The 15820-nt window shown below is 63.4% G+C and carries 13 protein-coding genes; 3 read left to right on the top strand and 10 right to left on the bottom strand.

The genetic code is table 11. From position 1 onward, the window contains the following. Window positions 1-70 precede the first annotated feature (70 nt). The 3 genes from AC3ISR_RS15480 (at window position 71) to AC3ISR_RS15470 (ending at window position 1862) form a co-directional block, all read left to right on the top strand. Window positions 71-364 (top strand): DUF5629 family protein, encoded by a 294-nt coding sequence (locus tag AC3ISR_RS15480; protein ID WP_192300537.1) that lies wholly within the window; start codon window positions 71-73, stop codon window positions 362-364. Continuing rightward, entirely contained in the window at window positions 351-1526 is a 1176-nt protein-coding gene (locus tag AC3ISR_RS15475; RefSeq protein ID WP_463984697.1) for a lactonase family protein, read from the top strand. The genes AC3ISR_RS15480 and AC3ISR_RS15475 overlap by 14 nt, the downstream gene beginning before the upstream one ends. A gap of 156 nt (window positions 1527-1682) precedes the next feature. Beyond that, complete coding sequence (locus tag AC3ISR_RS15470; protein ID WP_192300535.1) at window positions 1683-1862, top strand: hypothetical protein; 180 nt, start codon at window positions 1683-1685, stop codon at window positions 1860-1862. 125 nt (window positions 1863-1987) lie between these two features. Here the strand turns inward: AC3ISR_RS15470 and AC3ISR_RS15465 are convergent, their stop codons facing one another. The 10 genes from AC3ISR_RS15465 to AC3ISR_RS15420 form a co-directional block, all read right to left on the bottom strand. Continuing rightward, the gene (locus tag AC3ISR_RS15465) at window positions 1988-2581 is read right to left on the bottom strand and encodes a glutathione S-transferase (protein WP_489324357.1); all 594 of its coding nucleotides are present in this window, start codon (window positions 2579-2581) and stop codon (window positions 1988-1990) included. After that, the gene (locus AC3ISR_RS15460; protein WP_489324356.1) at window positions 2578-6216 is read right to left on the bottom strand and encodes an AAA family ATPase; all 3639 of its coding nucleotides are present in this window, start codon (window positions 6214-6216) and stop codon (window positions 2578-2580) included. Before AC3ISR_RS15460 ends, AC3ISR_RS15465 begins: the two co-directional genes overlap by 4 nt. After that, window positions 6213-7454 (bottom strand): exonuclease SbcCD subunit D C-terminal domain-containing protein, encoded by a 1242-nt coding sequence (locus AC3ISR_RS15455; protein WP_192300532.1) that lies wholly within the window; start codon window positions 7452-7454, stop codon window positions 6213-6215. Before AC3ISR_RS15455 ends, AC3ISR_RS15460 begins: the two co-directional genes overlap by 4 nt. A 585-nt stretch (window positions 7455-8039) precedes the next feature. Continuing rightward, window positions 8040-9680 carry a BatD family protein gene (locus AC3ISR_RS15450; protein WP_463984700.1) on the bottom strand — a complete coding sequence of 547 codons (1641 nt, stop codon included), beginning with the start codon at window positions 9678-9680 and terminating at the stop codon, window positions 8040-8042. Next, window positions 9677-11416 (bottom strand): tetratricopeptide repeat protein, encoded by a 1740-nt coding sequence (locus AC3ISR_RS15445; protein ID WP_192300530.1) that lies wholly within the window; start codon window positions 11414-11416, stop codon window positions 9677-9679. Before AC3ISR_RS15445 ends, AC3ISR_RS15450 begins: the two co-directional genes overlap by 4 nt. Further along, on the bottom strand, window positions 11413-12501 hold the full coding sequence (locus AC3ISR_RS15440) for a vWA domain-containing protein (RefSeq protein ID WP_192300529.1): 1089 nt from the start codon (window positions 12499-12501) through the stop codon (window positions 11413-11415). The genes AC3ISR_RS15445 and AC3ISR_RS15440 overlap by 4 nt, the downstream gene beginning before the upstream one ends. After that, the gene (locus AC3ISR_RS15435; RefSeq protein ID WP_192300528.1) at window positions 12494-12988 is read right to left on the bottom strand and encodes a DUF4381 domain-containing protein; all 495 of its coding nucleotides are present in this window, start codon (window positions 12986-12988) and stop codon (window positions 12494-12496) included. Before AC3ISR_RS15435 ends, AC3ISR_RS15440 begins: the two co-directional genes overlap by 8 nt. Then, window positions 12985-13917, bottom strand: a complete 933-nt coding sequence (locus AC3ISR_RS15430; protein WP_226457836.1) for a DUF58 domain-containing protein — start codon at window positions 13915-13917, stop codon at window positions 12985-12987. The genes AC3ISR_RS15435 and AC3ISR_RS15430 overlap by 4 nt, the downstream gene beginning before the upstream one ends. 5 nt (window positions 13918-13922) lie before the next feature. After that, entirely contained in the window at window positions 13923-14882 is a 960-nt protein-coding gene (locus tag AC3ISR_RS15425) for an AAA family ATPase (RefSeq protein ID WP_034119884.1), read from the bottom strand. A 213-nt stretch (window positions 14883-15095) separates the two neighbouring features. Next, window positions 15096-15449 carry a hypothetical protein gene (locus AC3ISR_RS15420; protein WP_192300526.1) on the bottom strand — a complete coding sequence of 118 codons (354 nt, stop codon included), beginning with the start codon at window positions 15447-15449 and terminating at the stop codon, window positions 15096-15098. Window positions 15450-15820 lie beyond the last annotated feature (371 nt).

Genomic DNA, 15820 nt, shown 5'->3' with positions numbered 1-15820 from the left:
ACCAATGCCGCAAGGCACGGCGGGGGAATTGACCTATCATGTGTCTTTTCCCCCGCAGTGACTTCACATCATGACCGACGCAACACCAAACCTGAGCAGCGCCCTGAACGACAGCGACATGCTGATCATCAACGGGCTGCACGCCTTCGAGTTCATCTTTGACCAGCATTTGCTGATCGAAAGCATGGACGGTCGGGACCTCAAGCGTTGGAAGTTCAGCCCCGAACAACTGGCGGCCGCCACCTTCGATGAAAGCCTGCAAAGCTGGTTGCTGATCAATGAAGAGGGTGAGCACCGCCTGGTTTGTTTGAGCGCGTTCACCGGCAACAATAACGACGAGGACGAAGCCGATGCTGATGCGTAAATTCTGGCCCCTGCTGATGGCGGGCAGTGTTGGCGCGATGTCGGTGCAGGCCGCACCGGCCGAGACCTATGAACTGTTGGTCGGCAGCTATACCGCCGGCACCAGCGAAGGCATCTACCGCCTGCAATTCGACAGCCGTACGGGCAAGTTCCAGGGCCAGCCGGTGCTGGCGGCCAAGGCTGCCAACCCGTCGTGGCTGACCGTTTCCAAGGACCAGAAACATTTGTTTGTGGTCAATGAGAACGGCCCGGGTCAGAAAGATCCGGTCGGTCGTGTGAGCAGTTACCGCATCGACCCACAAAGTCATCAACTGACCCTGATCAATCAGGTGCAGAGCCTGGGCAACGAGCCGACTCATTCCAGCGTGGCTGCTGACGGGCGTTATCTGTTCGTTGCCAACTATTCGGTATTGGAAGATCCGGGCGGCAGCCTGGCGATCCTGCCCGTGGACGCCGCCGGCAAGCTGTCGGCACCCGTGCAGTTGAGCGGGCACCCGGCCAGCCGTGTGAACCCTGAGCGCCAGGCCTCCAACCATGTGCATTCGGTGGTGTCGTCGCCGGATGGCAAGTACGTGTTTGTGCAGGACCTGGGAGCAGACAAGGTGTTTGCCTACCGTTACGACCCCAAGGCCAATCATGAACTGCCGTTGACTCCGGCCGAGCCCGCCTCGGTGCAGTTGCCGCCGGGCAGCGGTCCACGTCATCTGCTGTTCAGCGCCGATGGCAAGCATGCGTGGCTGACCACCGAGATGAGTGCCCAGGTCGCGGTGTTCGACTACCAGGATGGCAAGCTCAGCCAGACTCAGCTGGTGGACTTCGCTGCCGGGCAACCGGCTGCGGACAAGGCCGGTGCGGCACTGCATGCGTCCGCCGATGGCAAGTTCCTGTACGTGAGCAACCGTGGCACGGCCAATCAGTTGCTGGTGTTCGGCATTGACCCGGCGACCGCACACCTCACGGAACTGCAACGCCGTTCCGTCGAAGGCGATCATCCGCGCGAGTTCAGCCTGGACCCGAGCGGCAAGTTCCTGCTGATCGCCAACCAGAAAAGCAACGAAATTGTGGTGGTCGAACGTGACCCCAAGACCGGCCTGCTGGGTAAAACCGTGCAGAAATTGCCGATAGATGCGCCCAGCGACCTCAAGTTCCTGGTGCGTCAATAAGCCACAGGCCCCGCACTGCGGGGCCTGAGCCTTTCTATTAATTCGAGTGATAACGGCTACTGTTTCAAAGCATTTCTAAGGTTCAACCCTCGGGCGTAAGTTTGGTTCCAAGGCCTTCCCGGCCACTCAAACCAAACGAACACAAGGGTAACCGACATGAACTTGAACCTCTTCTCCATCATCGCCGCTTCCGCCGTTTCCGCAACTGTGGCCCTGCCAGCGGCCGCCAGCGTGGAACTCACCGGCAAGAAATCCAGCACCAGCGCCTACACCCAGAAATACCTGCAACAGAGCGCCAACTTCTATGCCGCACTGGATCACAAGACTCAGCACTGAATTCAAGATCATCTCAATCTAATGTGGGAGCTGGCTTGCCTGCGCTGCAGACACCTCGGCGAATCGGTTGTACCGAGTTGATGCTATCGCAGGCAAGCCAGCTCCCACAGTCGATCGTGTTGCTCTCAGGGTTTAACCATTACTGCGACAAAGAGCGGTGAATCCAGAAACCGCTGTAGCCACACCTGCAACCGTTTGTACGATGTACCGGCAAACCACACTCGATCCACATGGGCAAACTGACGCACAAACGGCGCCAGTGCAGCATCCGCCAGGGTCAGGTGGTCTGCCAGCAGGTAATTCCGCTCGGCCAATAACCCCTCCAGCTTGTGCAAAAACACCTCGCCCTCGGCCCGATAGTGCTCCATTGGCTGCTCCGGGTAGCGTTCGGCGTACTTGTAGCGGTTCAAGTGTTGCTTGAAGACCTGGTCATTCTCGGCAATCAACGCCAGCACCGCCGGGTCGCCGCCGAGCAGCCAATCCTGCGGATCGTTCTGCGCCAGCGCCCACTGCATGATTTCCAGGCTCTCTTCAATCACGCGGCCATCAACGCTCAACACTGGCACCGTGCCCTTGGGCGACAGCGCCAGCATCTCGGCCGGCTTGGCCTTCAGGCTGACCTCGACGATACGCACCGCCACGCCTGAGTAGCGCAACGCCAACCGCGCACGCATCGCGTACGGGCAGCGCCGGAACGAGTACAGCAGCACCTCGCTCACTTGACCTCCAGGGTGCTCAAGCCATTGCCCTGACGCTTGACCTGGATCTGCACCGGGATGCGCTCGTGCATTTCCTGCACGTGGGAGATCACTGCCACCTTGCGCCCCTGGGCTTGCAAGCCGTCCAGCGCATCCATTGCCAATTGCAGGGACTCGGGGTCGAGGCTGCCGAAACCTTCATCAATAAACAGCGATTCGATCCTCAACGTGCTCGACGCCATCGACGCCAGGCCCAACGCCAGCGCCAACGACACCAGGAACGTCTCGCCACCGGACAGCGAATGCGCCGAGCGCAGTTCATCGCCCATTTCGGTGTCCAGTACCAACAGGCCGAGCATGCTGCCACCGCGCTTGAGGCGGTAGCGGCGCACCAGTTGGCGCAGTTGCACGTTGGCGTGGTGCACCAGCAGGTCGAGGTTGTAGGCCTGGGCGATCTTGCGGAATTTGTCGCCGTTGGCCGAGCCGATCAACGCTTCCAGACGGGCCCAGCGCTGCCATTCTTCATAGGCTTTGGCGGTGGTCAGCGCGAGGCTGTGATTGGCATCTTGGCGGCGCTGGTCTTCGGACTGGCGCGCACGCAGTTCGGCGAGGTGTTTTTCGCCGTCGGCCAATTGTTGGTTGAGCGCCACCAGGGTGCTGTCCAGTTGCTCGGCATCCAGGTTGCCGTTGTGCAAGGCCAGGTGCTCGGCGAGGCGCTGTTCGCGCTCTTGCAGCAGCACCTTGGCTTGTTCGACGGCTTTTTCACTGTGCTGCACCTGCTGGCGCAGCGCACTGACCTGCGCCTCATCGAAGGCCAGCAGGCGTGCGAGGCCACTGTCATCCAGCTCGGGATGCAGGGCGCGCCATTCGCTGATGCGGCTGTCGAGCGTGTGCTGTTCGGTCAGCAGCGCCTGCTGGCGTTCCTGCTGGGCCTTGAGGTCGGCAGCCAACTGGATCAAGGCGTTGTGCAACTCGTGCAGTTGCGTGTTGGCATCGGCTTCGCTTTGGCGTGACTGGGTCACGGCCTGTTCCAACTGCTGTTGCCAGTGTTCGGCGCTCGGATGCTCGCCCAACAAGTTGCTCAGCGTGTGCTGCGCGGCCTGATGCTGTGCGGTCACGTCGCGCAGTTGTTGCAGCAGTGCGTCGAGCTGTTGCTGACGATGTTGCTGGTGGGTCTGTTCTTTCTCGATGGCGTGCTGGCGTTCTTGTTGTTCGGCCAGTTCATCTTTTTGCTGGCCCAACTGTTCAAGACGCTGGCTGACCTGCTGGTCCAACTGCATGAAGGTCGCCGCCGGTTCGCTGCGCAAGCCTTCCAGTGTCTCGGTGGGCAACAGGCTGGCGAACCCATTGAGTTCTTCGTCAAGACGTTCGCGGTCGCTGGACAGTTCGCGCTGCTGGTCCACCAGCAATTGGCGGGCTTGCTGGCTGGCGTCCTGGGCGGCTTGCAGTTGTTGCTGCAAGCGCCCGGCATTTTGTTGCAGGTTGAGCAGGGCGCCTTGGCGTTGTTCGTCCTGGCTGATGCTTTGTGTCAGTTGGCTGAGCTGCTGGGCCAGCCATGCGCTGCGCTTGGCCGCGTCCTGATTGAACAGCAGGGCTGACAGCGGGTGTGCGTCCAGGCTGGGCGCCAGGGCGCTTTGTTGCGTAGCGAGTTGTTCCTGCTGTTGCAGGAATTCCTTTTGCTGGGCAATCAGGCCGCCCACTTCACCCCGCAGTTCGGTGAGTTTTTCCTTGAGGGTGTTGACGGCTTTTTGCGCCGTGGCCTCTTCATTCTCGTCATGCCGACCGAGACTTTGCAGCAGCGCTTCGGGCTGGTGATACGGGTGTTCGTGGCTGCCGCACACCGGGCACGGTTGATCGTCCTGCAACTGCTCGCGCAGTTCCTCGACGCTGGCACTGCGCGCCAGGCGTTGGCGTTCCAGCAGCTGTTTGGTCACCGTCAGCGTCTGCTCGGCGACCGTCAACTCGGCCTTGGTTTGCAGGCCGATCTGGTTCAGCTGTTCGCGTTGCTGCTGGGCGTCGGCAAGCTTTTGTGTCAGCGCGCCGGACTGTTGATCCAGTTGCTGCTGGCTGTCCCACAGGCGCGTGAGGTCTTCGAAGGCACGCTGTTGCTTGCGATTGTCTTGCAGCAGGCTGGCGAGCAGCTGGATTTGCTCGGCCACGGCGTGGGGTTCGGCGCCGGCCTCCTGGTACAACAGGTCCAGGGCTTCGCGTTGCTGGGTGAACCGTTCGGCGGCGGCAGTGGCGCGCTGTTCCAACTGCGGCAGTTCGGCCTGGCCCTTGTTCAGGCGATTGCCGATCAGCATCAACTGTTGCAGGCGCTCACGGTAAACGGTCCAGGCATCGCCCAGCGGCGCGAGTGCGGCGCTGCGCTCCAGCCCGGCGGCGAGGCGTTGCAGGCGCTCAGTGACGGCGGCCTGTTTTTCCTGCAAGGCCTTGAGCAGGTTCTGGCCTTCGGTGCAGGCGCTTTGCTGTTGCTGTTTGTCGTCGTTGCGCTTGGCCAGGTCTTTGGCCAGGTGAGCGAGGGTGTTCTGTTCGGCGAAGGCCTGTTGCAGCAGCGGCCCTGCGTCGACTTGCTGTTTGACCGCGTCGGCCAATGCGGCCTGGGCGGCGGCTTGTTGCTGCTGGGCCTGGGCCTGCCGGGTAAGCAGCTCGGTCTGTTGGGTGTTGGACGCCTGAATCTGCGCGGCCAAAGGCGTCAGCATGCCGAGCAGCTCGGCTTGGCGTGTGAACTGGTGGCGCTGCGGTGCCAATTGTTCGAGGCGGCTCAGGTCCTGGCGTTGTTGGCCCTGGCTATACCAGTCCGCTTGCGCGCGTTGGAGCTGTTCGGTGGCGTCGAGTTGGCGTTGTTGCCATTCACGCAGCTCCTTGAGCCAGGTGTGCTGCAACTCCAGCTGCTTGAGCTGGGCCTGCTGGACCTTGAGCTGTTGCTGGGCCTGGATGAACTGCTCATCCAGCTCGGCGCGGGCTTCAGGGGCCAGGGGCACCACGCCGGTGGCCTGGTCTTGCAAGTGTTTGTGGGCGTCCTTGGCCTCCTTGGCCTTGTCGAACGCACGGCGGCCTAGGCGGGTGTACAGCGCGGTGTCGGTGAGTTTCTCCAGCAGCTCGCTGCGCTCGTTGTCGTTGGCCTTGAGGAACGCACTGAATTCGCTCTGGGCCAGCAATACGGCGCGGGTGAACTGTTCGAAGTTCAGGCCCAGGGCCAGTTCCAACTGGGTCTTGTATTCGGTTTTCTGGCTGGCCAGCAGTTGTTCGCTGTCCAGGTCGATCAGGCTCTGGCGGCTGTTCTGCAATTTGCCGCTGGCCTTGTCGCGGGCGCGGTTGGCTTCCCAGCGCGCACGGTAGCGACGGCCACTGACGCCGACAAAATCCACCTCGGCATAGCCGCCACCCGTGCCACGGCGCAGCAAGGTGCGCGGATCGCCGATGGAGATGTCGCTGTCGGCATCGGGCATCTTGGCCTGGCCGGTGTCGCCCAGTCGGGGCACGGCGCCGAACAGCGCCAGGCACAGTGCGTCGAGCAGGGTGCTTTTACCGGCGCCGGTGGGGCCGGTGATTGCAAACAACCCGGCGCTGGCCAGGGGTTCGGCGGTGAAGTCGATTTCAAACGGGCCGGCCAGGGAAGCCAGGTTTTTCAGGCGAATGGCGAGGATCTTCATGGCTGTTCATCCTCCTGTTGCACGTCCTGGAGCAGCACGGCGAAATCCTTCAAGGTCTGTTCATCCACTTCGCTGCCATAGCTGTCCTGCCAGGCGCGGCTGAACAGTTCCTGGGGGGTGAGCTGGTCGAGTTCGATCAACCGCGCTTCGCCTTCCTCCTCCCGTGGGCCGGTGCCTGCGTACTCGGCGGCGATACGCACCAGGCGCACGGCCTTGCCTTGCAGCGCGGCTTCGATCTGCTGGCGCAGGTCGGGTTGGGGTTCGTCGAGGCGCACGCGCACTTCCAGCCAGGGGTGGTGCTGGGTTTCGGCGAGCAGGTCGACGTCGGGCAACTCGCTCAAGGCCGTGAGAATGTCGGCCAGGGGCGCGGCTTCCAGGCGTTGCAGGTTGACCGACCGCGGAATCAGCAACGGTTCGACGCTGACCAGTCGCTCGCCTTGGAACAACACGTCGAGAATCTGGTGCTTGTAGCCAATTTCGGAAAACGACAGTGGGATCGGCGAGCCGCTGTAGCGAATACGCTCTTCACCATTGACCTTTTGCGGCTTATGCAAATGGCCGAGGGCAACATAAGCGACGCTTCTATCAAACAGCTTGGCCGGCAGCGCCTCGGCATTGCCGATGATCAGGCTGCGTTCGGAGTCTTCCGATACCGAGCCCCCGGCCATGTGCGCGTGGCTGATGGCAACCAGCGCCTGGCCTTTTTTACGCTTGGCGTTGGCAGCAGCGATGAGCGCCTCATGCACCTGGCCGATACCGCGCAGGTAATCGTCACCCAGGTGCGCGCCCGTGACTTCCGCGGGGCGCAAAAACGGCAACGCCAGGCACCAGCCGACAATCTTGCCTTTGGCATTCGGCAGGGGGATCAGCAGGCGTTCGGCATCCAGTTGGCCGTCATCCAGCCACAGCACGCGACCCAGGGCGTGGGTGCGCAAGCGGCGCATCAACGGCGCGGGCAGTTCGATACGCGAACCGGAGTCATGGTTGCCGGCGATCATCACGATGGTGAGGTCGGGGTTTTGTTCGTGGGCACTGATGATGAAATCGTACAGCTGCTCCTGGGCTTTGAGCGGCGGGTTGACCGTGTCGAAGATGTCGCCGGCGATCAACAGCACATCCGGGCGCTGGGCCTTTAATTGCTCGAGCAGCCATTTGAGGAAGCAGGCGTGCTCGAAGTCGCGCTCCTGGCCGTGCAGGTTTTGCCCAAGGTGCCAGTCGGAGGTGTGGAACAGACGCAAGGCAAACTCCCTGGAGAAGATGAAAAGGAGGGGAGTTTACCTGTAAAAGCACGCACGGTGCCGGTGGCTAGCCAAGATCCAATGTGGGAGTTGCTGGGGAGCGAGTGTTTGGCTGGAGATTACCCAGGCACTGCCAATCCACTGTGGGAGCTGTCGAGCTTTAGCGAGGCTGCGAAGGCGGTGGCATGGCTGGTAGAGGTGTTGGCTGAACCACCGCTTTCGCGGGCAAGCCCGCTCCCACAGGTGATTGGTGTTGCTGGGCTGTCAGTGCTTGGCTGGAGATCGCCCAGGCACTGCCAATCCCTTGTGGGAGCTGTCGAGCTTTAGCGAGGCTGCGAAGGCGGTGGCATGGCTGGTAGAGGTGTTGGCTGAACCACCGCTTTCGCGGGCAAGCCCGCTCCCACAGGGGATTGGTGTTGCTGGGCAGTAGGCGCTCGGCTGGAGATTGCCCAGGCACTGCCAATCCCTTGTGGGAGCTGTAGAGCTTTAGCGAGGCTGCGAAGGCGGCGGGACTGTTGGTGGAGGGGTTGCCCTCAGCCATAGAATCTCCCACAGGTTGATTGTGTGGTGTCAGGCCGGCCCTGGTTATTTGGGGTAGAGCGGCGGCAAGCTGGTGGTGTCCGTCGCAGGGTCCAGCTCGCGTTCGGCCACGGGGATGGCCTTGACCGCGCGCCACAGTTCTTCGCCCAGCCAGTATTGGCCGCTTTCGCTGTAGAGCGCGCCGTTGAGGCCGTCGAGGGCGTCGGACAGTGGTACAAACCGGGCGGCCATCTCGGCCAGGGTTTCCGGTTGCTGGCGCGCCCAGGCGTCGAGGGCCTGGCGGGTGGCCTGGGGGTCGTTGGCCTGGGTGGCGCGTTTGAGGTCGTCGAGCAGCGTACGTGGGCTCGGGCCGGTTTGCGCGGCGCGCAGCACGGCGGGCTGGCGACGTGCACGCCACCACAGGCCAAAGCCGAGCAGGGTGGTGCAGGCCAGGATCAGCGTACTCAGTTGCCATAGCCACAAGCGACTGTCGTCCGGTGCGGTGATGATGGTCGGCGTAGCGGGGGTGTCCACCACCAGGCTTGGGTTGTTGGCCACTTGCAGGGTGCGCGCCGGCAGGCTGGTATGTTCAAGGTGGTCTTCGTGGGTGTTCCACCACACCACGTCTACCGCCGGCAGTTCCAACGGGCCGACGCGGTTGGGCACCAGGGCCTCGCGGTCTTCGCGGCTGCCGATCAGGCCGCGGTCGCTGGTCTGGTTGCCGAGCACCGGTTGGTCCGGGTAACGGCGCAGGCCGTTGATGTCGGTGCTGGGCAGCGCCGGCAGTTGCGCGCTGGAGAGGCCTTCGGCCTTGACGATGAGACTGCGGGTCAGGGAATCGCCAACCTGCACATGCTCAGGCTCGGGGTTCCAGCTTTCGCTCAGGGTCAGGCTGCGCGCGGGCAGCCAGGGCGCGTCGGCGGGGTAGAGTTCGGGCTTGGGCTTGACCGTCAATGGCAGCGGCGCCGAGCTGACATGGATCAGCTTGCCGGGCTTGGTGCCTTGCAGGGTGTTTTCCTGGGGCGGGCGCGACTCCACCAGCGTCGCACTGAAGGTCTGCGCCGGAATGTCCAGCGTGCCGCTGTGCTGCGGGTAGATCGCGTAGCGGGTTTCGATCACGCCGTGGCGGATGCTGTTGATGACCTTTTCGTAGGTGCGCGACTCGCCCAGTTGCTCGACGCGGGCGTCGGCGATCTGCAATGGTGTGAGGCTGCTGTCGTCATACAGCGACACCGAGTGGTACACCCGCACCGTCAACAGCGCCTGGGCCTGTACGTACACGGCGGTCTGGTCGAGGCTGGCTTCGATGAACACTGGCGCCAGCTCGGCGCTGGTGTTCTGGCTGGCGGTCTCCACCACTTGCAGGCTGATGGGTTGGGTCGAGTATTCGCCCACTTGCAGCGGCGGGATGATCACCGTGCCGTTTTCCTTGGGCAGCAGGGTGATGATCCAGCGCGTGGTCGCGTGGTTGTCGCCGCCGAGGGTAGTGAGTTGGTTGAGCTGGCGCGTGCCGCTGACTTCGAACTGTGCCTCCAGCGGCGACAGGTCGGGCTTGCCGAACTGGGTGACGTCGCTCGATTCCACCGTCAGCTCGACCGTTTCCCCGGAGTTGAGGCGGCTGCGGTCGACGCTGGCGACCAGGTTCGCCGCCTGGGTGTGGCCTGCCGATAACGTGAGCAGAAGCAGTAGGGTGGTGCGGCGGCTCATCGAGTCTTGTCCTGATGTTGTTGCTGTTCGTACCAGAATTTGCGGCGCAGCAGTTCACCGGGGTTGTCCGGGATCTCCCGCAGCCATTGTTCCAGGGCCTGGCGGTGTTCTCCGTCAAGGCTGGCGTCGTTGGGGCGCAGCGGCGGGGTGGTGGTTTGTTCATCCCCCAGTTCGCTGCCCGGCACTTCGTTGCCGCCGGTGGGGGGTGTGGCCCCGGCCTGGGTCTCGCCGGTGCCGGCCTCGCCCTGGCCCTGGGACGTCTGTTCGTCACCTGTGGCATTTTGCCCGCTGGCACCCGGCTGCGCAGTTTGGCCGGGTTGGCGGGTTTCGTCATCCTGGTTTTCTGCCGGTTTCTCCGGCTCGGGCTCGGCCTGTTCCTGCATCAAGGCTTCCACCAGGGCTTTGTTTTTCAACGCCGGTTGCAGGTCGGGCTGGGCTTCCAGCGCCTGTTCATAGGCATCGATGGCGGCTTCCAGTGCGCCGGACTTGGCCAGGGCATTACCACGATTGTAGTGGGAGTAGGCGTCATTGCCTTCGGCGAAACGCTTGATGGCCTCGGCGTAGTTGCCCGCTTCATACAGCGCCACACCCTGCCATTGCGAGTCCTGGAAGTGCTCGGCGGCTTCGGCCGGGCGCTTTTTCTTCAGCAGGTATTGGCCTTGCTGGTCGGGGCGCAGCCACAGGTCCTGTAATTCAAAGGCATAGCTGGGCTGGGGCGCGGTCAACAGCAGCAACGGCAGGCAGAACAGCCAGCCGCGGCGCCCGGCGCAGGCCGCCAGCAGCAACAGCGGCAGGAGCAGCCAGTAACCCTGGTCGGCCCAGGTGTCGAGGTGCAGGCGCTGGCCGTCGTCGCGCAGGGCCTGGGGCGGGTCGAGCACGCCGAGTTGGCGCAGGTCCTTGTCATCCAGGCGCGCGGCACGGTAGCGGCCGCCCATCTCACTGGCAAAGGCCTTGAGTGTGGGGCTGTCGAGACGTGGTACCAGAATCGCACCTTGTTCGTCCTTGAGAAACTCGCCGCTTTCCTGGGTCACGGGCGTGCCTTCACGGCTGCCGATGCCGAGGATCGACAGGCTCGGGGTCTGGGCACCTTGCAGCAGCAGGCGAATGCCCTGGCGTTCCTGTTTGGACAGCGACGAGCCGATCAACAGCAGGCGTCCCTGGCCCAGCCCGCCTTGTTTGAGCAGGAACAGGGCTTTCTCGACCGCCAGGTCGGCGCGGTGGCCGGGCTCGGGCATGATCGAGGGGCGCAGCGCTTCCAGCAGGTTGCGGCTGGTGGCGAGGTCGTCCGACAGCGGCACCAGGGTGTGGGCGCTACCGGCGTAGACGACGATGGCGGTCTGTGCGTCGGTGCGTGCCTGCAACAAATCGTAGAGCTTGCGCCGTGCCTGCTCCAGGCGGTTGGGCGGGCTGTCGGTGGCGAGCATTTCCGGAGTGAGTTCCAGCAATACCACCAACGGGTCGGATGGCTTCTGGCTGGACTGTTCAACCCGCTGCCAACTCGGGCCCAGCAACGCCAGCACGGCCAGCAGCCAGGCGATGCCGAGCACCACCCACGGCGCTTTGCTTTCGCGGCCGTTGCCGCCGCTGAGCAACACGGCATGGAAGGCCGGCGGCAAGATCATCTGCCAGCGCCCGGCGCGTTTTTGCCGGTGCCACAGTTGCCACAGCAGCCAGCCGAGCAACGGTAGCAGCAACAGCCACCAGGGACGGAACCAGTGCGGCCACAGGTCGATCATCGACGCCTCCGTAAACGCAGGCGTTTGAGGCGTTGGCGCCATTCAGGGTGCTGTTGCAGGAAGCGGCCCTTGCTCGACAGTTTGTCGAACAGCCGTTGCAGCGCGTTGTTCGGCCAGCGTTCCTGGATCACCAGCAGCATGCTCAGCACCAGGGCCAGGCCGAGGGGCGCGCTGTACAGCGCCAGGGCCGGGCGGGCCTGGGTCGGTTGCTGTTCGACGGGTTCGAGTTTGTCGAGGGTCTGCTTGATGGCTTGCAGCTCTTCACCATCGCGCGCGCGGAAATACTGGCCACCCGTGGCCTCGGCAATCGCTTTGAGCGCGGGCTCGTCAAGGTCCAGGCTCGGGTTGACGCCAAGGATACCCAGGGAACCGGTCTGCTCAGGGTCGGCACCGATGCCGATCGGGTAGATTTTCACCCCTTCCTCGGCGGCCAGGCGCGCGGCGGTCAGCGGGTCGATCTGCCCGGCGTTGTTGGCGCCGTCGGTGACCAGGATCAGCACGCGGCTTTGCGCCGGGCGTTGGCGCAGGCGCTTGAGGGCCAGGCCGATGGCGTCGCCAATCGCGGTGTTCTTGCCGGCGATGCCGATGCGCGCTTCATCCAGCCAGGTGCGCACGGTGCGGCGGTCGAAGGTCAGCGGCGCTTGCAGGTAGGCCTGGCTGCCGAACAGGATCAGGCCGACACGGTCGCCTTCGCGCGCCTCGAGGAAATCGCCGAGCAGGTGCTTGACCAGGCTCAGGCGACTGATGTCGTCGTCCTGCCAGTGCATGTCGGGGAAATCCATGGAGCCGGACACGTCTACCGCCACCAGCAAGTCGCGGCCACTGGCGGCAATCGGCAGCGGTTCGCCGAGCCATTCCGGGCGCGCGGCGGCACTGAGCAGCAACAGCCACAGGAAAACGAATGGTGCTTGCTGGCGCCAGCCCGGCAGGTTTGAGCGGGCGCGGCGGCGGGCGAGGCTTTCGAGGTCGTTGAGGTAGCTGACCTTCAAGGCCGGCTCACCGCTGTCGGCGACCGGCAGCACCAGGCGCATCAGCCAGGGTAATGGCAACAGGGCGAAGATCCACGGCCAGGCGAACTCAAACATGTTTGCGAATCCAGGTGTCGACGGCTTGGGTCAGGCCGGCGATGGCCTTGTCGTCGAGTTTGCATTCGGGCTTGTAGGCGCCTTCCACAAGCACCATCCAGCGCGTCAGGCCGGCGGCGGGGCAGCGGTTGTCGAGGAATGCCAGCCATTTGCGGCCGTTGAGGGTGTGGCTCTGGCTGTAGGGGTAGTCGTTGCGGCACAGGCGCTTGAGCAGACCGTTGAGTTGTTGCAGCCAGGCGCCGGCAGGGGCGCCGTCGTAGGGCTTGGGCATCAGCGCGAGTTCCGCCAGCGCGGCGATGCGCAGTGGGTCCAGTGGTTGTTCGGCGCGGGCCACCGGGCGTCGTGTCGGCAGGAAGCGGCGCAGTGACCACAGGCCCCAGCCGAGCAACGGGATGAGCAGCAGCAACAGCCACCAGCCCGGGGCCGGCGGCCAGAAACCGATGGCCGGTGGGGCGATCAGCGGTTGCAGTTGGTCAAGGCTGCTCATTGTTTTTTAACCGGGCGTTGCGGGTTGAGGTATTCACGCAGTTGCTCGACCATTTCGCTCTGGGTGCTCAACGGCATCAGCAGCACCCGCAGTTTTTGCGCGAGCAGTTCCCAGCGTGCAATGCGCGCTTCGGCCTGGGCTTTGTAGGCCTGGCGCAGGTCGTAGTTGAGCGTGTCGAGTTCCAGCAGCGCGCCGCGTTGGGCGAAACGCAGCAGCCCGGCGGCGGGCAGGGCGTGGTCGAGCGGGTCGGAAATCGGCAGTAGCAGCAGGTCGCAATGGCGCGCCAAAAGGCTCAGCTGTTGCTCGGCGCCTTCGGTCAGGGCGCGCTCATCGCAGATCACGATCACCAGGCTGCCCGGGCGCAGTACTTCGCGGCCACGACGCAGGGCCATGCCGAGGGCGTCGGCCTCCGGGTGGCTTTCGGTGTTCAGGCTCTGGTTGACCCGCACCAGGCGGTTGAGCAGTTGCAGCAGGCTTTGCTTGCTGCGCCGCGGCTTGATTTCGTAGTGCTCGTTGTCACCGAATACCAACCCGCCGACACGGTCGTTGTGGCCCAGCGCCGCCCAGCCGATCAGGCTCGCCGCCTGGGCCGCGAGCACCGACTTGAACATCTGCCCCGAACCGAAAAACAGCCGGCAGCTTTGCTCGACCATGATGAAGATCGGCCGTTCGCGTTCTTCATGGAACAGCTTGGTGTGCGGCTCCTGGGTGCGTGCAGTCACGCGCCAGTCGATGGTGCGTACGTCATCGCCGGCCTGGTACACGCGCACCTGGTCGAAGTCGACACCGCGCCCGCGCAACTTGGAGTGATGCAGGCCGATCAGCGGGCTGCGCTGGCTCGGCGTGGAAAACAGCTGCACTTCGCGCACGCGATGGCGCATCTCGATCAATTCGCTGAGGGTGACGCGGATGCCATCGCCTGCGTTCATGGGGCTCAAGCGACGGCAACGACGTCGAGAATGCGTTGCACCACGCGGTCCTGGTCAATGCCGGCGGCTTCGGCTTCGAACGACAGAATGATGCGATGGCGCAGCACGTCGAACAGCACCGCCTGAATATCCTCCGGGCTGACAAAGTCGCGACCGGCCAGCCACGCATGGGCGCGGGCGCAGCGGTCGAGGGCAATGGAGCCCCGCGGGCTGGCGCCGTAGGCGATCCACTCGGCCATCTCCGGGTCGAACTTGGCCGGGGTGCGCGTGGCCATGACCAGTTGCACCAGGTATTCCTCCACCGCATCGGCCATGTACAGGCCGAGGATTTCCTTGCGGGCGGCGAAGATGGCTTGCTGGCTGACGCGACGCTCGGGTTTGGTTTCGCCATTGAGCGCTTCGCCACGGGCCTGTTGCAGGATGCGCCGTTCCACGGTGGCGTCCGGGAAACCGATTTTCACATGCATCAGGAAGCGGTCGAGCTGGGCTTCGGGCAATGGGTAGGTGCCTTCCTGCTCGATGGGGTTTTGCGTGGCCATCACCAGGAACAGTGGCGACAGTTCGTAGGTGCTGCGCCCGACGCTGACCTGGCGCTCGGCCATGGCCTCGAGCAAGGCCGATTGCACCTTGGCCGGGGCCCGGTTGATTTCGTCCGCCAGCACCAGGTTGTGGAAGATCGGGCCTTGCTGGAACACGAAGCTGCCGGTTTCCGGGCGATAGATCTCGGTGCCGGTGATGTCGGCGGGCAACAGGTCAGGGGTGAACTGGATGCGATGGAACTGCGCCTCGATGCCTTCAGCCAGCTCTTTGATGGCCTTGGTCTTGGCCAGTCCCGGCGCGCCTTCGACCAGCATGTGGCCGTCGGCGAGCAGGGCGATCAACAGACGATCGATGAGTTTTTCCTGGCCGAGAATCTGCGTAGAAAGAAAGGTTCGCAGCGCGAGCAGCGCTTCACGATGTTCCATCGATGACGGTTCCTGGAGAGGTGCGCCCTGGGCGTCATGACACGAGCGCCGGGCTGGGGCGTCTACTTTAATGCATCGAGGGGTGTGGCGACTAACGGCGTGACGGGTATTTTTGGCAAATCTTGTAGGATTTTTGTGTTGAAACACTGTGAATGTGTGAGCGAGCAAGCCCGCTCCCACACAAGCTTCAACCTCATTTGACTCTGGGTGGACTTAGATTCGGATGAAGGTGCCGGTGCCCTTGAGGATGTTATGCAGGGTTTCTTCGACTTCGGCCAGGTCCGCTGCGGCGGTGGCGTGGGTGATCTGCAACTGATCCTTGCCGCCCAGCGCGTCGGCATCGCCTGCTGCCAGTTCTACCAGCAGCGTGGTGTCGCCCAGGGTGACTTTAAGCCCGTCAAGCGTCGATGGCTCGTAGTCCCAGGTCAGTTCCACTTCGTCTTCATCCGGGTAGCGGGTGAGCATGAACATCTCACCGTTCTTGCCGTGGCAGCAGAGCATGGCCATGTTGTCTTCTTCGTCGTCGCACGGGGTGACCATCAGGGCGTCGGTTTTAAGTTGCAGCATGGGGAATCCTGTCAGGGCTAGGGCGCAATGCCGGCGATTGTGCCATTGCGGCGAATTTTGTGCTGCATTCTACGTCTGGCCCAGTGCATGACCTTGCGGGCCGAATCGGTCATTTCTGGCACTCACAGGCGTGATAATAGCCGATTTTTTCGCCGCGAATTCCGGGTTGCCCAAGTTGCAACCCGCAGCCTGCTTACCGATGACCGAATATGTCGCAGCATCGCAAGCAGCCGTCTTCCTACACTCGTTAAGCTGCGCAACGGATGTGCACCTGCCAGGCGCCTGACCTGCCCGTCGTACCGTCACCCGGCAAGGTGTGTATCTTGTGAAAGTTGTATGTGACCCGGTGGTCTTGTCCAGCTTCACCCACC

It is taken from the genome of Pseudomonas sp. GL_117 (genome assembly GCF_057835125.1).
The sequence above is the reverse complement of the archived record's forward strand: the minus strand, read 5'-3'. Positions and strand labels throughout refer to the sequence as shown.